This window comes from Sporosarcina luteola (genome assembly GCF_023715535.1).
Classification (GTDB): Bacteria; Bacillota; Bacilli; order Bacillales_A; family Planococcaceae; genus Sporosarcina; species Sporosarcina luteola_B.
Genome location: NZ_JAMBOI010000003.1, coordinates 390,376 through 407,268, shown reverse-complemented (window position 1 = coordinate 407,268; position 16,893 = coordinate 390,376). Strand labels below are relative to the sequence as shown.

Sequence of the window (16,893 nt, the reverse complement as noted above, 5' to 3'; positions counted from 1 at the left end):
ACAGGAAACTTTTTCAATAACCAGGAACAGTTTGAAATTACCAATAATAGTATATAAATGATAATATGACAGCCTAGTCAGATTGGGTTATAATAGATAACGTCGCAATCACCCTTCAAATCGTGGAAAGGGGATTTTTTTATGATTACATTACATAATATCAGTAAAAGTTATTCGGGTTATCAGGCTATTCAATCAGTCTCCCTGTCAATAGAAAAAGGCGAAATTCATGGCATTATTGGGGCGAGTGGCGCCGGCAAATCGACGCTTCTGCGACTGATGAATTTGTTAGAAAGCCCAGATGACGGGGATGTGGTGGTCAATCATCAGATGCTGACAAACTTGAACAGCAAACAACTCCGCCAGGCGAGGAAATCAATTGGAATGATATTTCAGCATTTTAATTTGGTGGCAAATAAAACAGTGTATGATAACGTCGCTGCATCGTTGGAGTTGGCTAAATTCCCTAAAAAAGGTCGCCGATCCCGAGTGGAGGAATGCCTTCATTTTGTCGGATTGGAAAGTTATATGGACAAGTACCCTGCCCAATTGAGCGGCGGGCAAAAGCAACGCGTGGCAATCGCCAGGGCATTGGCGAACAATCCGCAGGTTTTGCTATGCGATGAACCGACGTCTTCGCTCGATCCGAATACGTCTGCAGAGATTCTAACTGTGTTGCAAAACATTAACCGGAGCTTCGGAGTGACGATTGTCATTGTCAGCCATGAGATGGATGTGATCAAAAGTATCTGCAACCGCGTCACGGTCATGAGTGAAGGACAAGTATACGATACGGTTTCCATCCAGCCGAGAGGGATTGGAATGATGAACAACAGCCCGAAGTTCTTTGTGGATCAGCTGACAAAGGACGGTGACGTGGGTCATGCCTGACGTTTTACTTCAATATGAAGCGGAAATTTGGAGTTCAATAGGGGAGACCTTCATAATGGTTGGGGTTTCAATCGCTGCAGCCGTGTTCGTCGGGCTTCCCGTCGGCACATTGCTCTTTTTGTGCAGGAAAGGGCAGATCTATGAGAATCCGGTTGTCTTTTCAGTATTGAATTTATTGGTGAATATCATCCGTTCATTCCCGTTCCTATTATTGGTCGTTTTCCTCATCCCGTTCACAAGGATGCTCATTGGAACCGCAATCGGAACGACGGCAGCAACCGTGCCATTATCGATAATCGCTATTGCGCATTATTCCCGTCTCGTTGAACAATCTTTACTCGATGTGCCGAAAGGGGTAATGGAGGCGGCAATCGCTATGGGGGCGTCGGTCAGACAAGTCATCTTTAAATTCTTATACGTCGAGGCCCGCTCAGGACTCGTTTTAGGATTAACGACGTCAATCATCAGTTTCATATCGTATTCAACGATAATGGGTGTCGTCGGAGGCGGCGGCATTGGAGACTTTGCCATCCGGTACGGTTACCAGCAATTCAAAACGGATTTAATGATGTACATGATTATCATAATGGTCATACTGGTGCAGCTCATCCAATTTACGGGGACAACTGTATCAAGAATGATAGATAAACGATAACAGGAGGAAACAACATGAGAAAACTATTATTGTTGATGGCGTTGCTGCTCGTTTTATTAGCAGGCTGCGGCAAGGATAAAGCAGCGGATACCCCTGCTAAAGTAGAAGAGAAAGATGAAACAGTGACGTTGAAAGTCGCTTCGTTGATTCCGCCAATGACGGAAATTCTTGAGCTTGTAAAACCGAAGCTTGCTGAGGAAGGAATCAATCTTGAAGTTGTTGTATTAGGCGATAATGTCCAGCCGAATAGCGCACTTGCAGCGAAAGAAGTGGATGCGAACTTCTTCCAACACGTTCCGTATATGGAGGAATTCAACCGCAATAATAATGCAAACTTAGTTCCGATTACACCGATCTACTTTGCGAATTACGGTGTTTACTCCAAAGACTTCGCATCAATTGATGAACTGCCGGAAGGCGCTGTCATCGCAATGGCGAACGACGTTTCAAACATCGACCGGTCGTTGTCATTGCTCGCTCAGCATGAAGTCATTACGTTAGGTGAAAAGAAAGACACATATTATACAAAAGCGGATATTACCGACAATCCGAAAAACTATAAGTTCGAGGAAGTCGATTTGCTGATGCTTGCGCGTATGTATGACGATGCAGATGCAGTTGTTATGACACCGGCATATGCCGCGCCACTTGGATTGACACCGAAAAGCGATGCATTGCTAACAGAAGGAGTCGAAAATGACTTTGCAATCACGTTAATCGCACGTGAAGACAATAAAGACTGGGAGCCGATTCAAAAGTTGGCAGATGCAATGACAAGCCCTGAAGTACGCAAGTTTCTAGAAAAGAACTACGACGAAACCGCAATTCCAGCGTTTCAATAAAAGATGAGAAGAGCCATTCCGGTTGATTTTGCAAATTGGAATGGCTCTTTTCATTTGCCGCGCAAAAGATATCAATCATTTCGGGACAGATATCGATTATTTCACGGGATATAACGATCACCATACGACTAATATCGTTCATTTCCCGAAAGTTATCGATCATTTCCCAAGATATATTGTCATTTTAGGACTTCTGACCCATATGTTTTGCTTAAAAAAGCCATGCCCTTTTCAATTTAGGCATGGCTTTTGTCATTCAGCGTTTCAGTTTGTCCTCTTCGACAATATCAGTTGGTTCTTGTTGCAAATAATATGCGCCCTTTGTCAGTATCGCGATGATGACCGTCAAAATAGCGGCGAGCACCGCAGCGAAAAACGCGGCTGTCGATTGGAGGAATAATCCCATATAGCCAAGTGCGGCAACTGTGCCGATCACACTTGAAACGAGGAGGGAAACAACGCCGACCGGATTCCACTTATACAAATACTCTTGTGTGGCAACATAATAATTCGGTCCGATTTTCAACCATTTTTTTACGACTAGCGCATCCGTCACCAAGATGGACGCCCATGAGAACAGGAAGACTCCTTGGAATGTCATGACCGTAGCAAGATGGTCTACAATGCCGCCGAGCATTAGAGCAATCGCCGTCAATGCGGAGACAACGACCCAAAATCGTCGGCCGGGGGTGAAACGGAAGATGTTTTCAAAGAAGTTTGATAAGGAGAGTGAACTACTATAAATATTTGTGACATTAATACGCAATTGCGTCAACATGGTAAATAACGCACCGCCGATTCCGAGCAGCAGTACAATATAAACGCCTGGATCCGACTCCAAATAACGGACACCGAACCAGATGCCTAATCCTCCCATAACGCCATAACAAAAAATTTGAGGAATGAACCCGATTGCTAAAGATCCGATTTTGATATCTTTAGGGCGTAAAAAGCGGGCATAATCTGAAGCGAGAAGAGCGGTCAAGCCCATAATCCCATTATGCATACCGATGCAGAACAGCAGCGCGGTTCCGCCAAGCTGGACTCCTTCTGGCATGTAAGAGAAAACAGGACCCGTATAAATAGCAGGTTTGATAAAAGAAATGACAATCGCAGTGATCAAAAAGAGGATAAAAATTGGTAATGACCATTTTTGCAGCTTGTCCAGTTGTTGAATTCCAAACCAATTAAGAGGAATAACAATGAGTCCAAATACGAGGATTAAAACCCATTTCGGAAAGGAGGGTAGAAAATGATGTACGGCTGATATTAGAATTAGGCCTTCAAAAGCACAATACATAATAAAATTCGATGCGTAGATGAGTGATGTCAAAGATGCTCCAATATAGCCGAAGCCGCCGCCCCTCGATAGGAGGTTCACATTCATGCCGGTTTTCGCAGATAAGTACACAATGACTGTACCGAGTATACCCGCCACGATAATTGCGTAGCCTGCGGATAAAAGGGCATTGGGTGCTCCGAATTGAAGTGCCATCACACTTCCCATTTGGAAGTAAAAAATCGCTGTAGCGATACCGAACGTAATGTTCGTTATGCTAAGCCAGCTAGCTTTTCGTTCCTCGCGAGGTACACGGTCCAAAGAATAATCCCGAACGACCTCTTCTCCTGTGTCTTGTTGCAATGTAGTAGTTTGTTCTGTTGTCATAAATTCCAGCTCCTTATTGTGAATCGCTCACTCCTTTAGCCCTTAGGCAAATTTAAAATCAAACTTCTTTTTATTAATGCTCACCCCACCATTTTATCAAAAAGTAATGAAAAAACCAATCGTTTTGATTGGAGTAGACCTGAATTATTGCGTGAATTTCAATTTAAATTCAATACGTCCTTAGCTAAAAAAATATGGAATAGCAACAATTATTAATGAACTGACAATGAAAAATGCCTGGTTCGGTAGCGATTGGTTATTTTTGGCGTCGTTCGGCATGTATGAAAATCCTCATTTAGCAAAAGCTAATTATAATTGTTTATAGAGGAGGAATATGTATGGGAGCGCTTCGACGTATTGCATTGGCATTGGTTATCATAGGAGCATTGAATTGGGGATTGATCGCTTTTTTCCAATTTGACTTGGTTGCGTCATTATTTGGCGGACAGGATGCATTTATGTCAAGGGTGGTTTATGCCCTTGTAGCAATTAGCGGATTGATTTGTTTAGGTCTTTTATTCAAACCGGATGAGAATAAGGAAGCCGTTGAGACTCGGAGCCGCACTTCCACTCCGGCCTATACTGAGTTCGGAGAAGAACCGGACTTCACGAAGGAACGAAAGTTATCTGATAAAGACGAACAATAACAAGAGTGACAGCTAACCCACGAATGTGGGCTGCTGTCACTCTTCTTTTTCTTCCTCAATAATTTCCTCGATTTTCTCCATTTGTTCCTGAACTTCTTCCTCCACGTCAGTTGTGGCGGGAATGATAGGCTCGGTGTTGTAATCAGTCCGTTTTCCATAACGGAGCAATTCGTATAAAACCATGCCATTGTTCGGTTTTCCGTTCACGGTGAACATTGGGACAATATCCAACAGCACATAGTAGAATACATAAAATATGAAGCGTTCCCAAAAGGTCCGAAAATCTTCCAAGAAACCATTCGCCAGCAAAGTATTGATGGCAAAAGCCACCGCAAGATTAATGAGGATAGGCCCGGCGTAAATGCATATATATGCAAACTTGTTATCCCTTTTCAAGGAATCAAAAGAAAACCAACTATATAAGTGATAATATCTTCGAATGTCAAAAATGCCGATTTTTTTAAAACGAGGTCCCGATCCGATCGTCAGCCTTGGATTCTTGACGCCAAAAATGGCACTTATGATAAAATATCCGGATTCCCTAATGAACGTGACAACTGGCAGAATGATGAAGACGGAGATGATCAACGAAATTAAATCTGAAAGTCCAAACATAGCAGCCCCTTCTCTTCAAACAAAAAAATATTTTGTCACCTCTACTCAACCTACCCAAAGGAAGGGGAGTTGAATCTTTGCCTGACGAGCAGGAATCTGTATATGCTCCGGCGAAACTTCTTATACGGAGGAAGCGAGGGAGATGTGAAAATGAACTTATATAATCGGATTAAGAAGCAAAATGAATATTGGCTTGTTGATCAAGTGAAGGTAGGCGGGGTTTCCAAGCAAGAATATGAGGAAGCTTTTGATCGATTGCTAGGTGAATGGAAGGAAGAAAAGGTCGGTTATTTATCATTGTTGATGGATACTGTGCATGAAAAGAATCTATTGGAACAAGGTTTCCGCAAAATCTCAACGATTGTGGAATATACACGGAAGTTAGATGAAACCTTTTCGCCAGCGCCGGGTATAAGTGTCGAACCGTTAAGCGATGGGGGAATGGTGGATTCGGATTTTGCGGAGCTATACGAGCGTTGCCGCAGTGGATCTGCAAATAAAAATAAACTGTTCACAATCGAGCAGGTGATGGAATCACTCGAAAATGAACTTGGACCTGAATGGAGGGCATCTTGCTTCATCTTCCGGAAATCCGGCGAGCCGGTTGGTTTGAGCATCCCCATTATCGAGCAAGGAACTGTCGATGAGGGGCGTCTGTTTTATTTTGGGATTGTGCCGGAATGGAGAGGGAAAGGGTATGGAACCGTGTTTCACCGGCTTTCGCTCAATTTGCTAAAGGGAATCGGCGCTGCGACTTATGTCGGGAGCACGGATGAAGTGAATCATCATATGATTGGCATTTTTGAGCGGAATGGCTGCCGTTTGCGCGACAGGAAAGGGATTTATCGGATTGATAGGTGAAGAGCTCTCGTACTTGTACTTGCAGCGCTTGCTTGAGATTCTATTAAAGTGTTCGCGATGGCAAATCTCCAAAGGTCAATTTCAGTTAATGGATGAACATTTAATCGCCTCCTTTGAAAGTTGAATGTACTACCTTATCCAACTAGCTGAGAGTCTATTTTGAAGGGTATTGCCGATGGGAGTGAAGAACTTAACTAGTAATTAAGTCCTGAAATGACGATAAAATTGTGAAAATGACCGATAACGCGCTGTAGATGACCGATAACTTTGTGACATTGACCGATAACTTCCCGCAATTGATCGATAACTCTTGAGAAATGATCGATAAAAAACTGCCGGTCATGTTTACACGACCGACAGTAGGGCTACTATTTATAATTCTACTTCAATGTCTTCAAAATAAATTTTCTTCGAACCTTCAAGCGTGCTCACGGTCGCAAACGGGTGAAATATAAGTTTGGTCGCCTGCGGATCAATGTTGTGGATGGTTGCGCTCCATTGGAGATCCTCGCGAGTTCTGGCGCCACCTTCAGTAAACCCGCCGTTATAAGGAACTTCGTATTCATTCCCCAGATCATCTGTGGCTTTCAGCTCCGCCTCGACTGCCGTCAAGTCATCCAGCAATGCAGGGTCGACCAATTGCTGATAGTAAATATTGAAGGTTAACGGTGTCTTTCTCACTTCCTTGAATTGGATGGCAACACCATCTTTTTCAACTAGCTCATTCAAAGTCAGCACTTCGGGTTCGATTAAAGGCAGGGAGAAGTTTAACTTCCAGTCGCCTTTCACCTCTTTTTTATCACCAAGCAACACTTTCGGCTCCCAGTTGATATCCACCTCATCGGGTGTTTTCTCAAAATGGGGAGTGATGGTCATAATGCCTGCGTAGCCTAATCCTTTCACTCTCTCAAAGGAGTTGCTGGCATTTCCAGCGGACTCGCCCTCAACGGAAGGCCAGCCGTCAAAAAACAAGGTTGAGCCATAATTTTTAGTCGTTTGTACCGTCACTGCCATAGTGATTGTCGTCCCATCGAAGACTCCTTGGTCGATATTGATTAAAACACCATTATCCTCCGCAGTCCGGCCGACGTCAGTCGCAAGCTGTCCGAACTCCTTATAGGCAGGTTTACTAGTTGAACCGAAATAGTCGAATACATTCCCGATGACCGGCAGTTGGCTAATCATATTCGCCATCGCTGGATTCAACATGACCGTCCCGCCTAAAATACTAATTGCCAGTGTGGCGGCGAGTACATATCCAGCACGCTTTTTGACAGTCCTTTTACGGAATTGAGCATTTGATTTAAATGAATTCTCAATGATCGAATCCAGCTTCTCACTCGGTACAGGAATGGCCTCCATCGTGTCTTCAATAATTTTCGTTTCGTCTTTCATCCATATAAACTCCCTTCAACTTTGTTTTCAACAGGGAGAGACCCCTATGTAAGTTCGTTTTAACAGTCCCCTCAGGACAACCAAGTATATCCGCAATCTGCTTGACCGTGAAATCATGAAAAAAGCGCAAGACGAGAACAGATTTGTACTTGTCATCCAATTCATAAAGGACATTAGTCAAATCCATTTTTTCTTCAATGGAGCCGCTGATCTCAATAACGTCGGGAATTGAATAGCTCTCCATTGTAACGATTTTTTTGTTATTACGAATCTCCTTCAACGAGACATTGATGCAAATCCGTGTCACCCACGTGCTGAAATATGCCGGATTCCTTAGTTGGTGTATTGATTCAATGACTTCCAATACGGTTTGCTGAAATACTTCCAGGGCATCATGTTCATTTTTCATGTGAATGAATGCCATTTTATAGAGCTTATCCTTCTCTTCTTTCAGAAGCAGTTGCAATGTGTTCTGATCACCTTTAATTGCTTTCTTCACCAGTCTTTCCTTTTTCGGCATGGAATCACCACCTTCTATAGATTAGGTGACCGGGGTGGATGAAACGTTTCAAGTTTTTTTAAGAACAGCTATCCTAACAATAAATTAAGCGGTTCCTAAGTCCCGAAATGACAATAACTGTTGGGAAATGATCGATAACTTCTGGGAAATGAACGATATTTCCTCGCAATTGATCGATAACTCTCGGGAAATGAACGATAAACTCGGGGAAATGATCGATATCCCGATTAACTACAAAAAAGCCCTCAGTCAAATGACTAAGGGCACAATCTTATTTCGTATAGTTATCAAAATATCCTTGTATGAACACAATCGGAGTACCTTTATCACCGCTGCCTGAAGTCAGGTCGGACAGCGATCCAATCAGGTCAGTCAGTTTCCGTGGAGTTGTCCCTTGGGATTCCATTGAACCGACGAGATCCTCTTCTTTGTTCTCGATGAATTCATTGATCGCCTTTTTCAACTCTTCGCCTCGTAGATCAGCGAAGTTGTTGTCTGCAAGGTATTTCAATTTGATTTCGTTCGGCGTACCTGCGAGGCCAGCTGTATAGGCAGGTGACACGACAGGGTCTGCGAGCTCCCAGATTTTGCCGACTGGGTCTTTGAAGGCACCGTCGCCGTAAACCATGACTTCAACTAGCTTGCCGGTCTTTTCTTGCAATGAAGCTTGAATTGTGTCGACGACTGGCTGGCAATTGCGTGGGAACAGCTTTACGCTGTCTTCCGTCGCCTTATTGGAGCCTAGAAGTCCGTACGCTTCATTAAATCCACTGCCATCGACCGATTCGGCTAGGATATTATCAAGGCTGTAGATCTTTTCGCCGCCATTCGCTTTCAAGATGCGTTTTGTTCTCTCACGAGTATGGATATCGCAAGTGAGCACGTCTTTTGTGTAATCAAGAATCGTCTTCGCGTTGTTCGAGAAGATGACTTCGCATTCAACGCCATATTCTTCAACGATTGATTTATAATACTCGATGTAATCGATACCAGTGAATGTATGTTTATTGTATCCGAAATGATTGCGGAATTCTTGTTCATTCAACACGTCCGTCCATGGGTTGACGCCTTTTTCGTCGAGCATATCAATATCGACAAGGTGATTGCCTACTTCATCGGATGGATAGCTGAGCATCAAAACGATTTTCTTCGCAGCACCTTTTGCGATTCCGCGGAGACAGATTGCAAACCGGTTACGGCTTAGAATCGGAAAAATGACGCCGATTGTGCTATCGCCGAATTTTGCTTGAACGTCTTTCGCAATATGATCGACTGTCGCGTAATTGTCTTGAGCGCGAGCTACGATGGATTCCGTGATTGTGACGATATCTCTGTCATTGATGGCAAATCCTTCGACTTCCGCCGCTTTCAACACGCTATCCACGACGATTTCTTCAATATTGTCCCCTTTGTTGATAATCGGGCAACGAAGACCTCTGACAACCGTTCCAACTACTCTTTCCAATGTTATCGCTCCTTATCGGTATAACTTAACTGACAATCCTCTTGTACTATACTACTGATTAATGATATAAGTAAAATTAATAGTTCTAATGATGGGTATAAGGGGTGGTTATGTGGTAAGTAAATTAGACTTGTACCGTATTTTTTGTGTTGTCGGCAAGAATGAAAGCTTTTCAGGGGCCGCAAAGGAACTATTTATGACCCAACCTGCCATCAGCCAATCGATTATGCAGTTGGAACGGGAGCTCGACACACGACTATTCAACCGTACGCCTAAAGGAGTTACATTGACGAACGAAGGAAGCCTTCTTTTGGAGTATGTTAATTCGGCCATCAATTTAATCGAAATCGGTGAGGAAAAGATTGCCGAGTTCAAAAATCTGACAACCGGTGAGCTGCGAATCGGCGTCGGTGATACGATATCGAAATACTTTCTCCTGCCCCAACTGGAAGCCTTCCGATCTCGTTATCCGAATATCAAATTGAAAATCGAGAATGGAACGACGGACGAACTTATTTCATTCCTGAAATCGGGGGAGGTCGATATCGTCGTCTGTAATTTGCCTGTCAGCGACCCAACGTTGAATGTAACATCTTGCATGGACATCCACGATACGTTCGTCTATGGAGATAAATATCGGAAGCTGCTTGCAAGGCCGGTCGGATTCCGGGAACTCGCCAAGCTGCCGCTCATCTTCCTTGAGCCAAGTTCGAATTCGAGGAAATATGTCGAGGAGCAATTTTTATCCAAAGGCGTAAAGCTCTCGCCCGAGTTCGAATTGGGCTCACATGATCTCGTCGTTGAATTCGCTAGGATGAATATGGGGATCGCATGTGTCACACGTGAGTTCACGAAGGACTATTTGGAAAGTGGAACACTCCATGAAGTACAGCTGACGGAGCAGATTCCGCATCGAAGCATCGGCGTCTGCTCGTTGAAGAGTGTGCCGCTATCGCCGGCATCGACTAGATTTTGGGAACTTGTTGTAGGGGAATGATATGTTGATCGTGCCATTGACTTATGCGCAATTATTTCCGTTTATGCGCATTTCGCGAGATTTATGAGCTTTTATTTCCATTTATGCGTTTTTGGACAGTTTTATGCGTATATAATTGGAGTTATGCGCGCTTGTCAGGATTTATGCGTTTCTGGCGCGGGTGGATCAAATAAGGGGGATCAGTACAATGTTTGCTTTTAGAATTGATGAAAACATCGAGTTGCGTTTATTGGAACTCAGACATGCCGAACAGCTATTTCAATTGACCGATCAATCAAGGGAAAGCCTCCGTGAATGGCTTCCTTGGCTCGATTTCACGAGGACGATGGCGGATTCGAGAAATTTTATTGGCAGTACATTGCAGCAGTTCAGTCGGAATGACGGCTTCCAGGCGGGCATTTGGTACAAAGGAGAGCTTGCTGGCGTAATAGGCTTGCACAGCATTAATTGGTCAAACAAATCGACATCTATCGGCTATTGGCTAGGAGCCGGCTTCGAAGGGAAAGGCTTGATGACGAGAGCTTGCCAGGCGGTTGTTGACTATTGTTTCAATGAATTAGAGCTGAATCGGATTGAAATCCGTACAGCAACTGAAAATCAGAAAAGCGCAGCAATTCCGCAACGACTCGGTTTCCAGCTGGAAGGTAACTTGAAACAAGCGGAGTGGCTGTATGATAAATTTGTTGATCATTATGTGTTTGGATTGGTGAAAGAGGAATAAAAAAACGGAGGACAAGCGATGTCCTCCGCCTCATTTTCATATTTCGATAATAAATGGAAGAATCATCGGTTTTCTTCTCGTCCGGGTGTAGAGCAGCTTCTCAACCGCCTTTCGAATGGCGTGTTTCAAGTCGTTCTGCCGGTATCTGGTGGATGGTTTTGCATCTTTAATTGTTGAAATGACTAACTGGTTCACTTCCTGATAGAGCTCATTTGCATCGCGTTCATAGACAAAGCCACGTGAAATCGTGTCCGGATCCGAAATGATTCGCCCATCCGCTTTGCTCATGGAAACGATGATGATGAGCATCCCTTCTTCGGAAAGAAGTTTGCGATCGCGCAATACGACTCTTCCGACATCCCCGATGCCAAGACCGTCCACAAAGACATTCCCTGCTTCTATATGTCTCGTTTGGCGCGCGATTCCATTTTGAATGTCAACTACATCGCCGTTGTTAAGAATAAAAATATTTTCACTTTCCACACCGATCGATTCCGCCATTTCGCGATGCAGCTCCAACATGCGGTATTCACCGTGGATTGGGATGAAATAGGTTGGTTTCATTAACGAAAGCATGAGCTTCAACTCTTCCCGGTATGCATGTCCGGAAACGTGCATACCCGTTGCGCCGCCGGTCCCATATATGACCTTTGCTCCGAGACGATATAGATTATCGATAATCCGCGACACGCTTTTTTCATTCCCTGGTATCGGGCTGGAGGCAAATATGACGGTATCTCCCGGCAACACTGACACTTGGCGGAAGTTATTGCTAGAGAGACGCGATAACGCCGCCATCGGTTCGCCTTGGCTGCCGGTACAAATGATGGCGACGTTTTCAGGATCCATCTGATCGACTTCTTGCGTTTCGATCAGCATACCTTCAGGAATCTTCAAATATCCGAGTTCCTCGGCGACTGACACGACGTTCACCATGCTTCTGCCAAGCAATGCAATCTTTCGGTTCGTCATATGCGCAGCTTCGATGATTTGCTGGACACGATGGACATTCGAGGCGAATGTTGAAATGAAAATCTTTCCTTCCGCTTTCCGGAATGCGTCTGCAATATGCCCGCCGACAACTCGTTCGGATTGCGAGAAGCCGGGGCGCTCTGCATTTGTACTTTCAGATAATAAAAGCAGCACACCCTTTTTCCCTATTTCGGCCATCTTATGAAGATCCGCATATTCATCGTTAATAGGCGTAAGGTCAAACTTGAAATCACCAGTATGCACAACTGTTCCCTCAGGCGTTTCGAAGGCGATTCCGAGACAATCCGGAATACTGTGATTCGTTTTGAAGAAGGTGGCGGATATCGATCCGAGGTCGACAGTTGAATCTCCGTTTATTAATATAAGTTCAGTTTCCCTCAGTAGTCCATGCTCTTTTAATCTCAACTCGATCAGTCCGAGTGTCAGCCGTGTCGCATAGACAGGGACATTCAGTTGCTTCAGGAAATACGGAATTCCTCCGATATGATCCTCATGTCCATGAGTGACAATGAGTGCCCGGACATTTTCCCGATGTTCCTTCACGTAGGAGATATCCTGGATGATCAGATCGACGCCCAATAAATTCTCGTCCGGAAATTTCGAACCGCAATCGATGACAACGATATCGTCTGCATATTGAATAACGTACATATTTTTCCCGATTTCATTGATGCCGCCTAAAGCAAATACCGCTAATTTTGTGTCCACATCGATGTCCTCCCACATTGGTAATGAAAAAGGGCTGTCTCGTCGTTACGACAGAGACAGCCTTTACTCCGAAAGTAGGATTCGAACCTACGGCCTATCGGTTAACAGCCGATTGCTCCACCGCTGAGCTATTTCGGAAGGATATTAGTAATCCTATAATGTGCAGAACGCGGTGGATTATTCATCTTTATTTTAAAAAAATTGAGCGGCAATCAATTAGCTTGTAATTTTGGTGTACAAATTAAATGAAATATACTTCACATCCGCCCGGAGCGGAAGATGGAGTAGATCATGAAAAGAAACATGAGCGCGGCGATGATGGAACCGGCTTCAATGATAGGGAACTGCCATAGCACATTTGTCTGGCCGGCGATGGCTGAGCCGATGATCAACCCGACCATGAGAATGCTGAAGGACAGCAGGATGATACTAAATGAAAGGCGGTTGCTGATCCGGTCAAGCCGATGCAGAAATGCTTGCAGTTGCTGAATGTTAATGTCGAGCTGAAGCTTCCCTTTTCGGATTGTCGTCGTAATTGCTTTCAAGTCTTTCGGCAGATTCGTTAGGATTTCGATGTTTTCAACAAAGTCTTTCCACGAATTCTCCAGTAAGTTTTTCGGATGATAGCGCTCCCGCATCAATTTCTCTCCAAAAGGCTCGACCGCTTCCATGATGCTAAGCTCAGGGTCCAACTTCGCAATGAGCCCTTCGAGTGTAAGAATAGCCTTTCCTAATATCGAGATTTCAGATGGGATGATAATATGGTGTCGGTAGGCGACTTGAAACAGTTCGATGAAGATTGCCCCAAGGCTCACATCATTTAATGAAACATCGTAATACTTCGATTGAAGATCATCCACATCCCTCGTAAATGCCCGCATGTCCGTGTCTTCCGATAGGATACCCATATCGGAAAAAACTTCGATCATCCCTTCTGTGTCTCCTTCGCGCAAATTGAGGATAAGCGAGGCGAAATGGTATTTCAGCTCCTTATCAAGCCTTCCGACCATCCCGAAGTCCAAATAAGAAACGACGTGTTCAGGGAGGATGTAAATATTCCCGGGGTGCGGGTCGCCGTGGAAAAAACCTTCATCCAAGATTTGATGGAACATCGAATCGACGATCCGTCGCGCAATCAACTTCCGGTCATACCCGCCTGCATCCATCTTTTCCAAATCATTGGCTTTGACGCCATGGACCATTTCCATCGTCAGCACCTTTTCCGTCGAAAAATCCCAATAGACTTTAGGTATATGGATACTCGGATTTTCCTCGAATTGTTTCGCGATACGCTCACTATTGCGCCCTTCCACCCGGTAATCCAGTTCATCTTGCAATGATCTGGAGAATTCGATGACCATCTCACGGAGGTGATACGTCTCGGCCCAATCCGTATTGTCTTCTAAAAAGCGGGCCAAATCGCTTAAAATGGCAAGGTCGGTCTCCATTGTTGGTCTAATGTCAGGCCGCTGAACTTTGACAGCAACCTCTTCTCCACTTGGCAAGTGGGCGATATGCACTTGCCCGATCGAGGCGGTAGCTAACGGCTTTTCATCGAATGTCTTGAATAGATGTTCAAGAGGCTCTTCGAGTTCAAACTCTACTATTTTCCGAATTTGATCAAACGGAACAGATGTAACATGGTCCTGAAGTTTCTCTAGCTCCGAAGCGATTTCAAGAGGAACAAGATCCCGCCGTGAACTCGCAATCTGCCCAAGTTTGATGAAAGTCGGTCCCAATTCCTGCAAGGCATGACGAAGCTTGACCCCAGCATCTTGCATATTCATTTCATTTCCGCCGTCATCGTTTGACGAACTGCGATCGGTTAGCCCTAATCGGAACAGAAAGTGGCTGAACCCGTTCCGCAGAAAAACATTCGTAATCTCTTGAAATCGTTTTGTATGCCGTATTCGTATCTTCAACAAATTAATTCCTCCAAATCTATCGCAGCAGTTTACCTATCCATATACCCTTTCACGATTAATGTTAGCCATTGTATTACATCTTTACGCGGCTACAAAATTAACGGGCAGCCTCTCTCAAACGTTGCGATTCCAAAGAAAGCAAGACTCAATCCGTGTTACACTTAACAAAAACCATTAGAGGGTCATTCAATTGGATATTCTTTTTTTCATCACAATCATATTGCTAGCATCCATCCTCCAGACTGGGACCGGGTTTGGCTTCTCAATCGTTGCGACACCGTTTCTTCTGCTGTTATTCGATGCGCGGGATGCCATCCAAATCAATCTTCTTTTGTCGTTAGTCATTTCATTAGCGATGTACCACAAAGTGAGGACTGATATTGATAGGGGAGTGATGAAGCGGTTCATCATGGGCAGTTTCATTGGGTTGCCGCTTGGGATCATCGTATTCCTGCTAGTCGATATTCCAAAGTTAAAGCTGGGCATCGGTATCATCATCCTTCTGTTGACAGCCCTTTTGCTTCTGAGGTTGAGGATGAAGCAATCACCGAACAGGGATGTTGCCATCGGTGGGCTTTCCGGTGCGTTGACGACAAGTATCGGCATGCCGGGGCCGCCATTGCTGCTTTATTTTTCAGGTGCGGACACGGCAAAAGAAACATTGCGCGGCACGACGCTTGTCTATTATTTATTCATTTATTCCATCAGCTTGCTCATCCAGATCGTATTTGCAGGGACAAGTGTGACAGTATGGAAATCAAGCGTTCTTGCATTGCCAATTGTTTGGCTTGGCCTTTATGCGGGGCAGTATTTATTCCTGAAGGTTAATCAAACCGGTTTCCGCATTTTCATGTATATCATCTTACTATTTACGGGGATTTATTTGCTGTTAAGCAACTAAAAAAGGGCTGGCACATCGCCAACCCTTCCGCTTTTTAATAAACCTTGTCCCCATTAAAAATGGAGTTCTTCACGATTACATAATCAACTGTACGGATAGCATCCAGCTTCGTTCCGCCTGCATAGGATATGGACGATTGGAGATCCTGCTGCATTTCAGTAAGCGTGTCTTGCAGTTCCCCTTTGTATGCCACATGCATTTTTTTGCCTTCGACGTTTTTCTTCTCGCCTTTTTGGTCTTCAGAAGCAGATCCGAAATACTCTTTGTATAGCTTGCCGTCCATTTCGATTGTTTCGCCTGGGGACTCTTCGTGACCGGCGAATAGGGATCCGATCATGACCATGGATGCGCCGAATCGAACCGATTTTGCGATGTCTCCATGTGTACGGATGCCGCCGTCAGCGATGATCGGCTTCGAAGCGGCTTTTGCACACCAGCGAAGTGCGGCCAGCTGCCAACCGCCAGTTCCGAAACCGGTTTTAATCTTCGTGATGCAAACTTTACCTGGTCCAATGCCCACTTTCGTTGCGTCCGCGCCAGCATTCTCAAGTTCGCGGACAGCTTCCGGCGTACCGACATTGCCGGCAATGACAAACGTTTCCGGAAGATGTTTCTTAATATGTTGGATCATGCGGATTACGGCGTTTGAATGACCGTGCGCAATGTCGATTGTAATGTAGTCCGGAATAAGCTGGTCAGCTGCCAATTGCTCGACAAAGCCGTACTCCTCCTCTTTCACACCGACACTGATTGAAGAAATCAAACCACGGGTATGCATATCTATAATGAATTCAGCACGCTTTTCTGGGTTGAACCGGTGCATGATATAGAAATAACCGCCTTCCGCCAATTGGATGGCGACCTGTTCATCAATGATCGTCTGCATATTTGCAGGGACGACCGGCAATTCAAATTTATGTTTACCTAACATCACGGAAGTGTCACATTCTGAGCGACTATTTACTATACACTTAGCGGGAATCAATTGAATATCTTCATAATCAAATACAGTATCCATACATTACACTCCTAAAGGCGAACGATATTTTTTATTCCAATGAAAATGTTCGCACTTTTGCAATTTACATTAT

General features: G+C 44.5%; 16 protein-coding genes and 1 tRNA gene. 8 read left to right on the top strand and 9 right to left on the bottom strand.

Features of this window, described 5'->3' with window-relative positions; all coding sequences use genetic code 11:
• Positions 1 to 141: 141 nt before the first annotated feature.
• The 3 genes from M3191_RS09120 to M3191_RS09110 are packed head-to-tail and all read left to right on the top strand — an operon-like array spanning position 142 to position 2,388.
• Entirely contained in the window at positions 142 to 891 is a 750-nt protein-coding gene (locus tag M3191_RS09120; protein WP_251700074.1) for a methionine ABC transporter ATP-binding protein, read from the top strand.
• The gene (locus M3191_RS09115) at positions 884 to 1,546 is read left to right on the top strand and encodes a methionine ABC transporter permease (protein WP_251700073.1); all 663 of its coding nucleotides are present in this window, start codon (positions 884 to 886) and stop codon (positions 1,544 to 1,546) included. Before M3191_RS09120 ends, M3191_RS09115 begins: the two co-directional genes overlap by 8 nt.
• Positions 1,547 to 1,560: 14 nt before the next feature.
• On the top strand, positions 1,561 to 2,388 hold the full coding sequence (locus M3191_RS09110; protein ID WP_251700072.1) for a MetQ/NlpA family ABC transporter substrate-binding protein: 828 nt from the start codon (positions 1,561 to 1,563) through the stop codon (positions 2,386 to 2,388).
• A 256-nt stretch (positions 2,389 to 2,644) separates the two neighbouring features.
• Here M3191_RS09110 and M3191_RS09105 read toward each other — a convergent pair whose 3' ends face one another.
• Positions 2,645 to 4,054, bottom strand: coding sequence for a purine-cytosine permease family protein (locus M3191_RS09105; RefSeq protein WP_251695760.1), 1,410 nt, complete (start codon positions 4,052 to 4,054; stop codon positions 2,645 to 2,647).
• A gap of 338 nt (positions 4,055 to 4,392) precedes the next feature.
• Here M3191_RS09105 and M3191_RS09100 point away from each other — a divergent pair, with 338 nt between their 5' ends.
• A complete protein-coding gene (locus tag M3191_RS09100; RefSeq protein ID WP_251700071.1) occupies positions 4,393 to 4,701 on the top strand; it encodes a DUF378 domain-containing protein in 309 nt (102 codons plus the stop codon).
• 36 nt (positions 4,702 to 4,737) lie between these two features.
• Here the strand turns inward: M3191_RS09100 and M3191_RS09095 are convergent, their stop codons facing one another.
• The gene (locus M3191_RS09095) at positions 4,738 to 5,316 is read right to left on the bottom strand and encodes a hypothetical protein (RefSeq protein WP_251700070.1); all 579 of its coding nucleotides are present in this window, start codon (positions 5,314 to 5,316) and stop codon (positions 4,738 to 4,740) included.
• A 150-nt stretch (positions 5,317 to 5,466) separates the two neighbouring features.
• On the opposite strand from M3191_RS09095, the gene M3191_RS09090 reads away from it, so the two are divergent.
• Positions 5,467 to 6,177: a GNAT family N-acetyltransferase gene (locus M3191_RS09090; RefSeq protein WP_251700069.1), complete on the top strand. Its 711-nt coding sequence runs from the start codon at positions 5,467 to 5,469 to the stop codon at positions 6,175 to 6,177.
• 372 nt (positions 6,178 to 6,549) lie between these two features.
• Here the strand turns inward: M3191_RS09090 and M3191_RS09085 are convergent, their stop codons facing one another.
• From M3191_RS09085 to M3191_RS09075, 3 genes are all read right to left on the bottom strand, one after another.
• A complete protein-coding gene (locus M3191_RS09085; RefSeq protein WP_251700068.1) occupies positions 6,550 to 7,572 on the bottom strand; it encodes a DUF4179 domain-containing protein in 1,023 nt (340 codons plus the stop codon).
• Positions 7,547 to 8,092, bottom strand: a complete 546-nt coding sequence (locus M3191_RS09080; RefSeq protein ID WP_251700067.1) for a sigma-70 family RNA polymerase sigma factor — start codon at positions 8,090 to 8,092, stop codon at positions 7,547 to 7,549. The genes M3191_RS09085 and M3191_RS09080 overlap by 26 nt, the downstream gene beginning before the upstream one ends.
• A gap of 271 nt (positions 8,093 to 8,363) precedes the next feature.
• On the bottom strand, positions 8,364 to 9,557 hold the full coding sequence (locus M3191_RS09075; protein WP_251695746.1) for a coenzyme F420-0:L-glutamate ligase: 1,194 nt from the start codon (positions 9,555 to 9,557) through the stop codon (positions 8,364 to 8,366).
• 112 nt (positions 9,558 to 9,669) lie between these two features.
• On the opposite strand from M3191_RS09075, the gene M3191_RS09070 reads away from it, so the two are divergent.
• Both M3191_RS09070 and M3191_RS09065 read left to right on the top strand, forming a co-directional pair.
• Entirely contained in the window at positions 9,670 to 10,554 is an 885-nt protein-coding gene (locus M3191_RS09070; RefSeq protein WP_251700066.1) for a LysR family transcriptional regulator, read from the top strand.
• A gap of 187 nt (positions 10,555 to 10,741) precedes the next feature.
• Positions 10,742 to 11,275, top strand: coding sequence for a GNAT family N-acetyltransferase (locus tag M3191_RS09065; protein WP_251700065.1), 534 nt, complete (start codon positions 10,742 to 10,744; stop codon positions 11,273 to 11,275).
• A 36-nt stretch (positions 11,276 to 11,311) separates the two neighbouring features.
• Here the strand turns inward: M3191_RS09065 and M3191_RS09060 are convergent, their stop codons facing one another.
• The 3 genes from M3191_RS09060 to M3191_RS09050 form a co-directional block, all read right to left on the bottom strand.
• A complete protein-coding gene (locus M3191_RS09060) occupies positions 11,312 to 12,994 on the bottom strand; it encodes a ribonuclease J (protein WP_251700064.1) in 1,683 nt (560 codons plus the stop codon).
• Between the two features lie 48 nt (positions 12,995 to 13,042).
• A tRNA-Asn gene (locus tag M3191_RS09055) sits at positions 13,043 to 13,114 on the bottom strand.
• Positions 13,115 to 13,233: 119 nt separating this feature from the next.
• Positions 13,234 to 14,901 (bottom strand): ABC1 kinase family protein, encoded by a 1,668-nt coding sequence (locus M3191_RS09050; RefSeq protein ID WP_251700063.1) that lies wholly within the window; start codon positions 14,899 to 14,901, stop codon positions 13,234 to 13,236.
• Between the two features lie 190 nt (positions 14,902 to 15,091).
• Between M3191_RS09050 and M3191_RS09045 the strand changes: the two genes are divergently transcribed.
• Positions 15,092 to 15,802 (top strand): sulfite exporter TauE/SafE family protein, encoded by a 711-nt coding sequence (locus tag M3191_RS09045; protein ID WP_251700062.1) that lies wholly within the window; start codon positions 15,092 to 15,094, stop codon positions 15,800 to 15,802.
• Between the two features lie 34 nt (positions 15,803 to 15,836).
• Here M3191_RS09045 and guaC read toward each other — a convergent pair whose 3' ends face one another.
• Positions 15,837 to 16,820 carry a GMP reductase gene (guaC, locus tag M3191_RS09040; protein ID WP_251700061.1) on the bottom strand — a complete coding sequence of 328 codons (984 nt, stop codon included), beginning with the start codon at positions 16,818 to 16,820 and terminating at the stop codon, positions 15,837 to 15,839.
• Between the last annotated feature and the right edge of the window lie 73 nt (positions 16,821 to 16,893).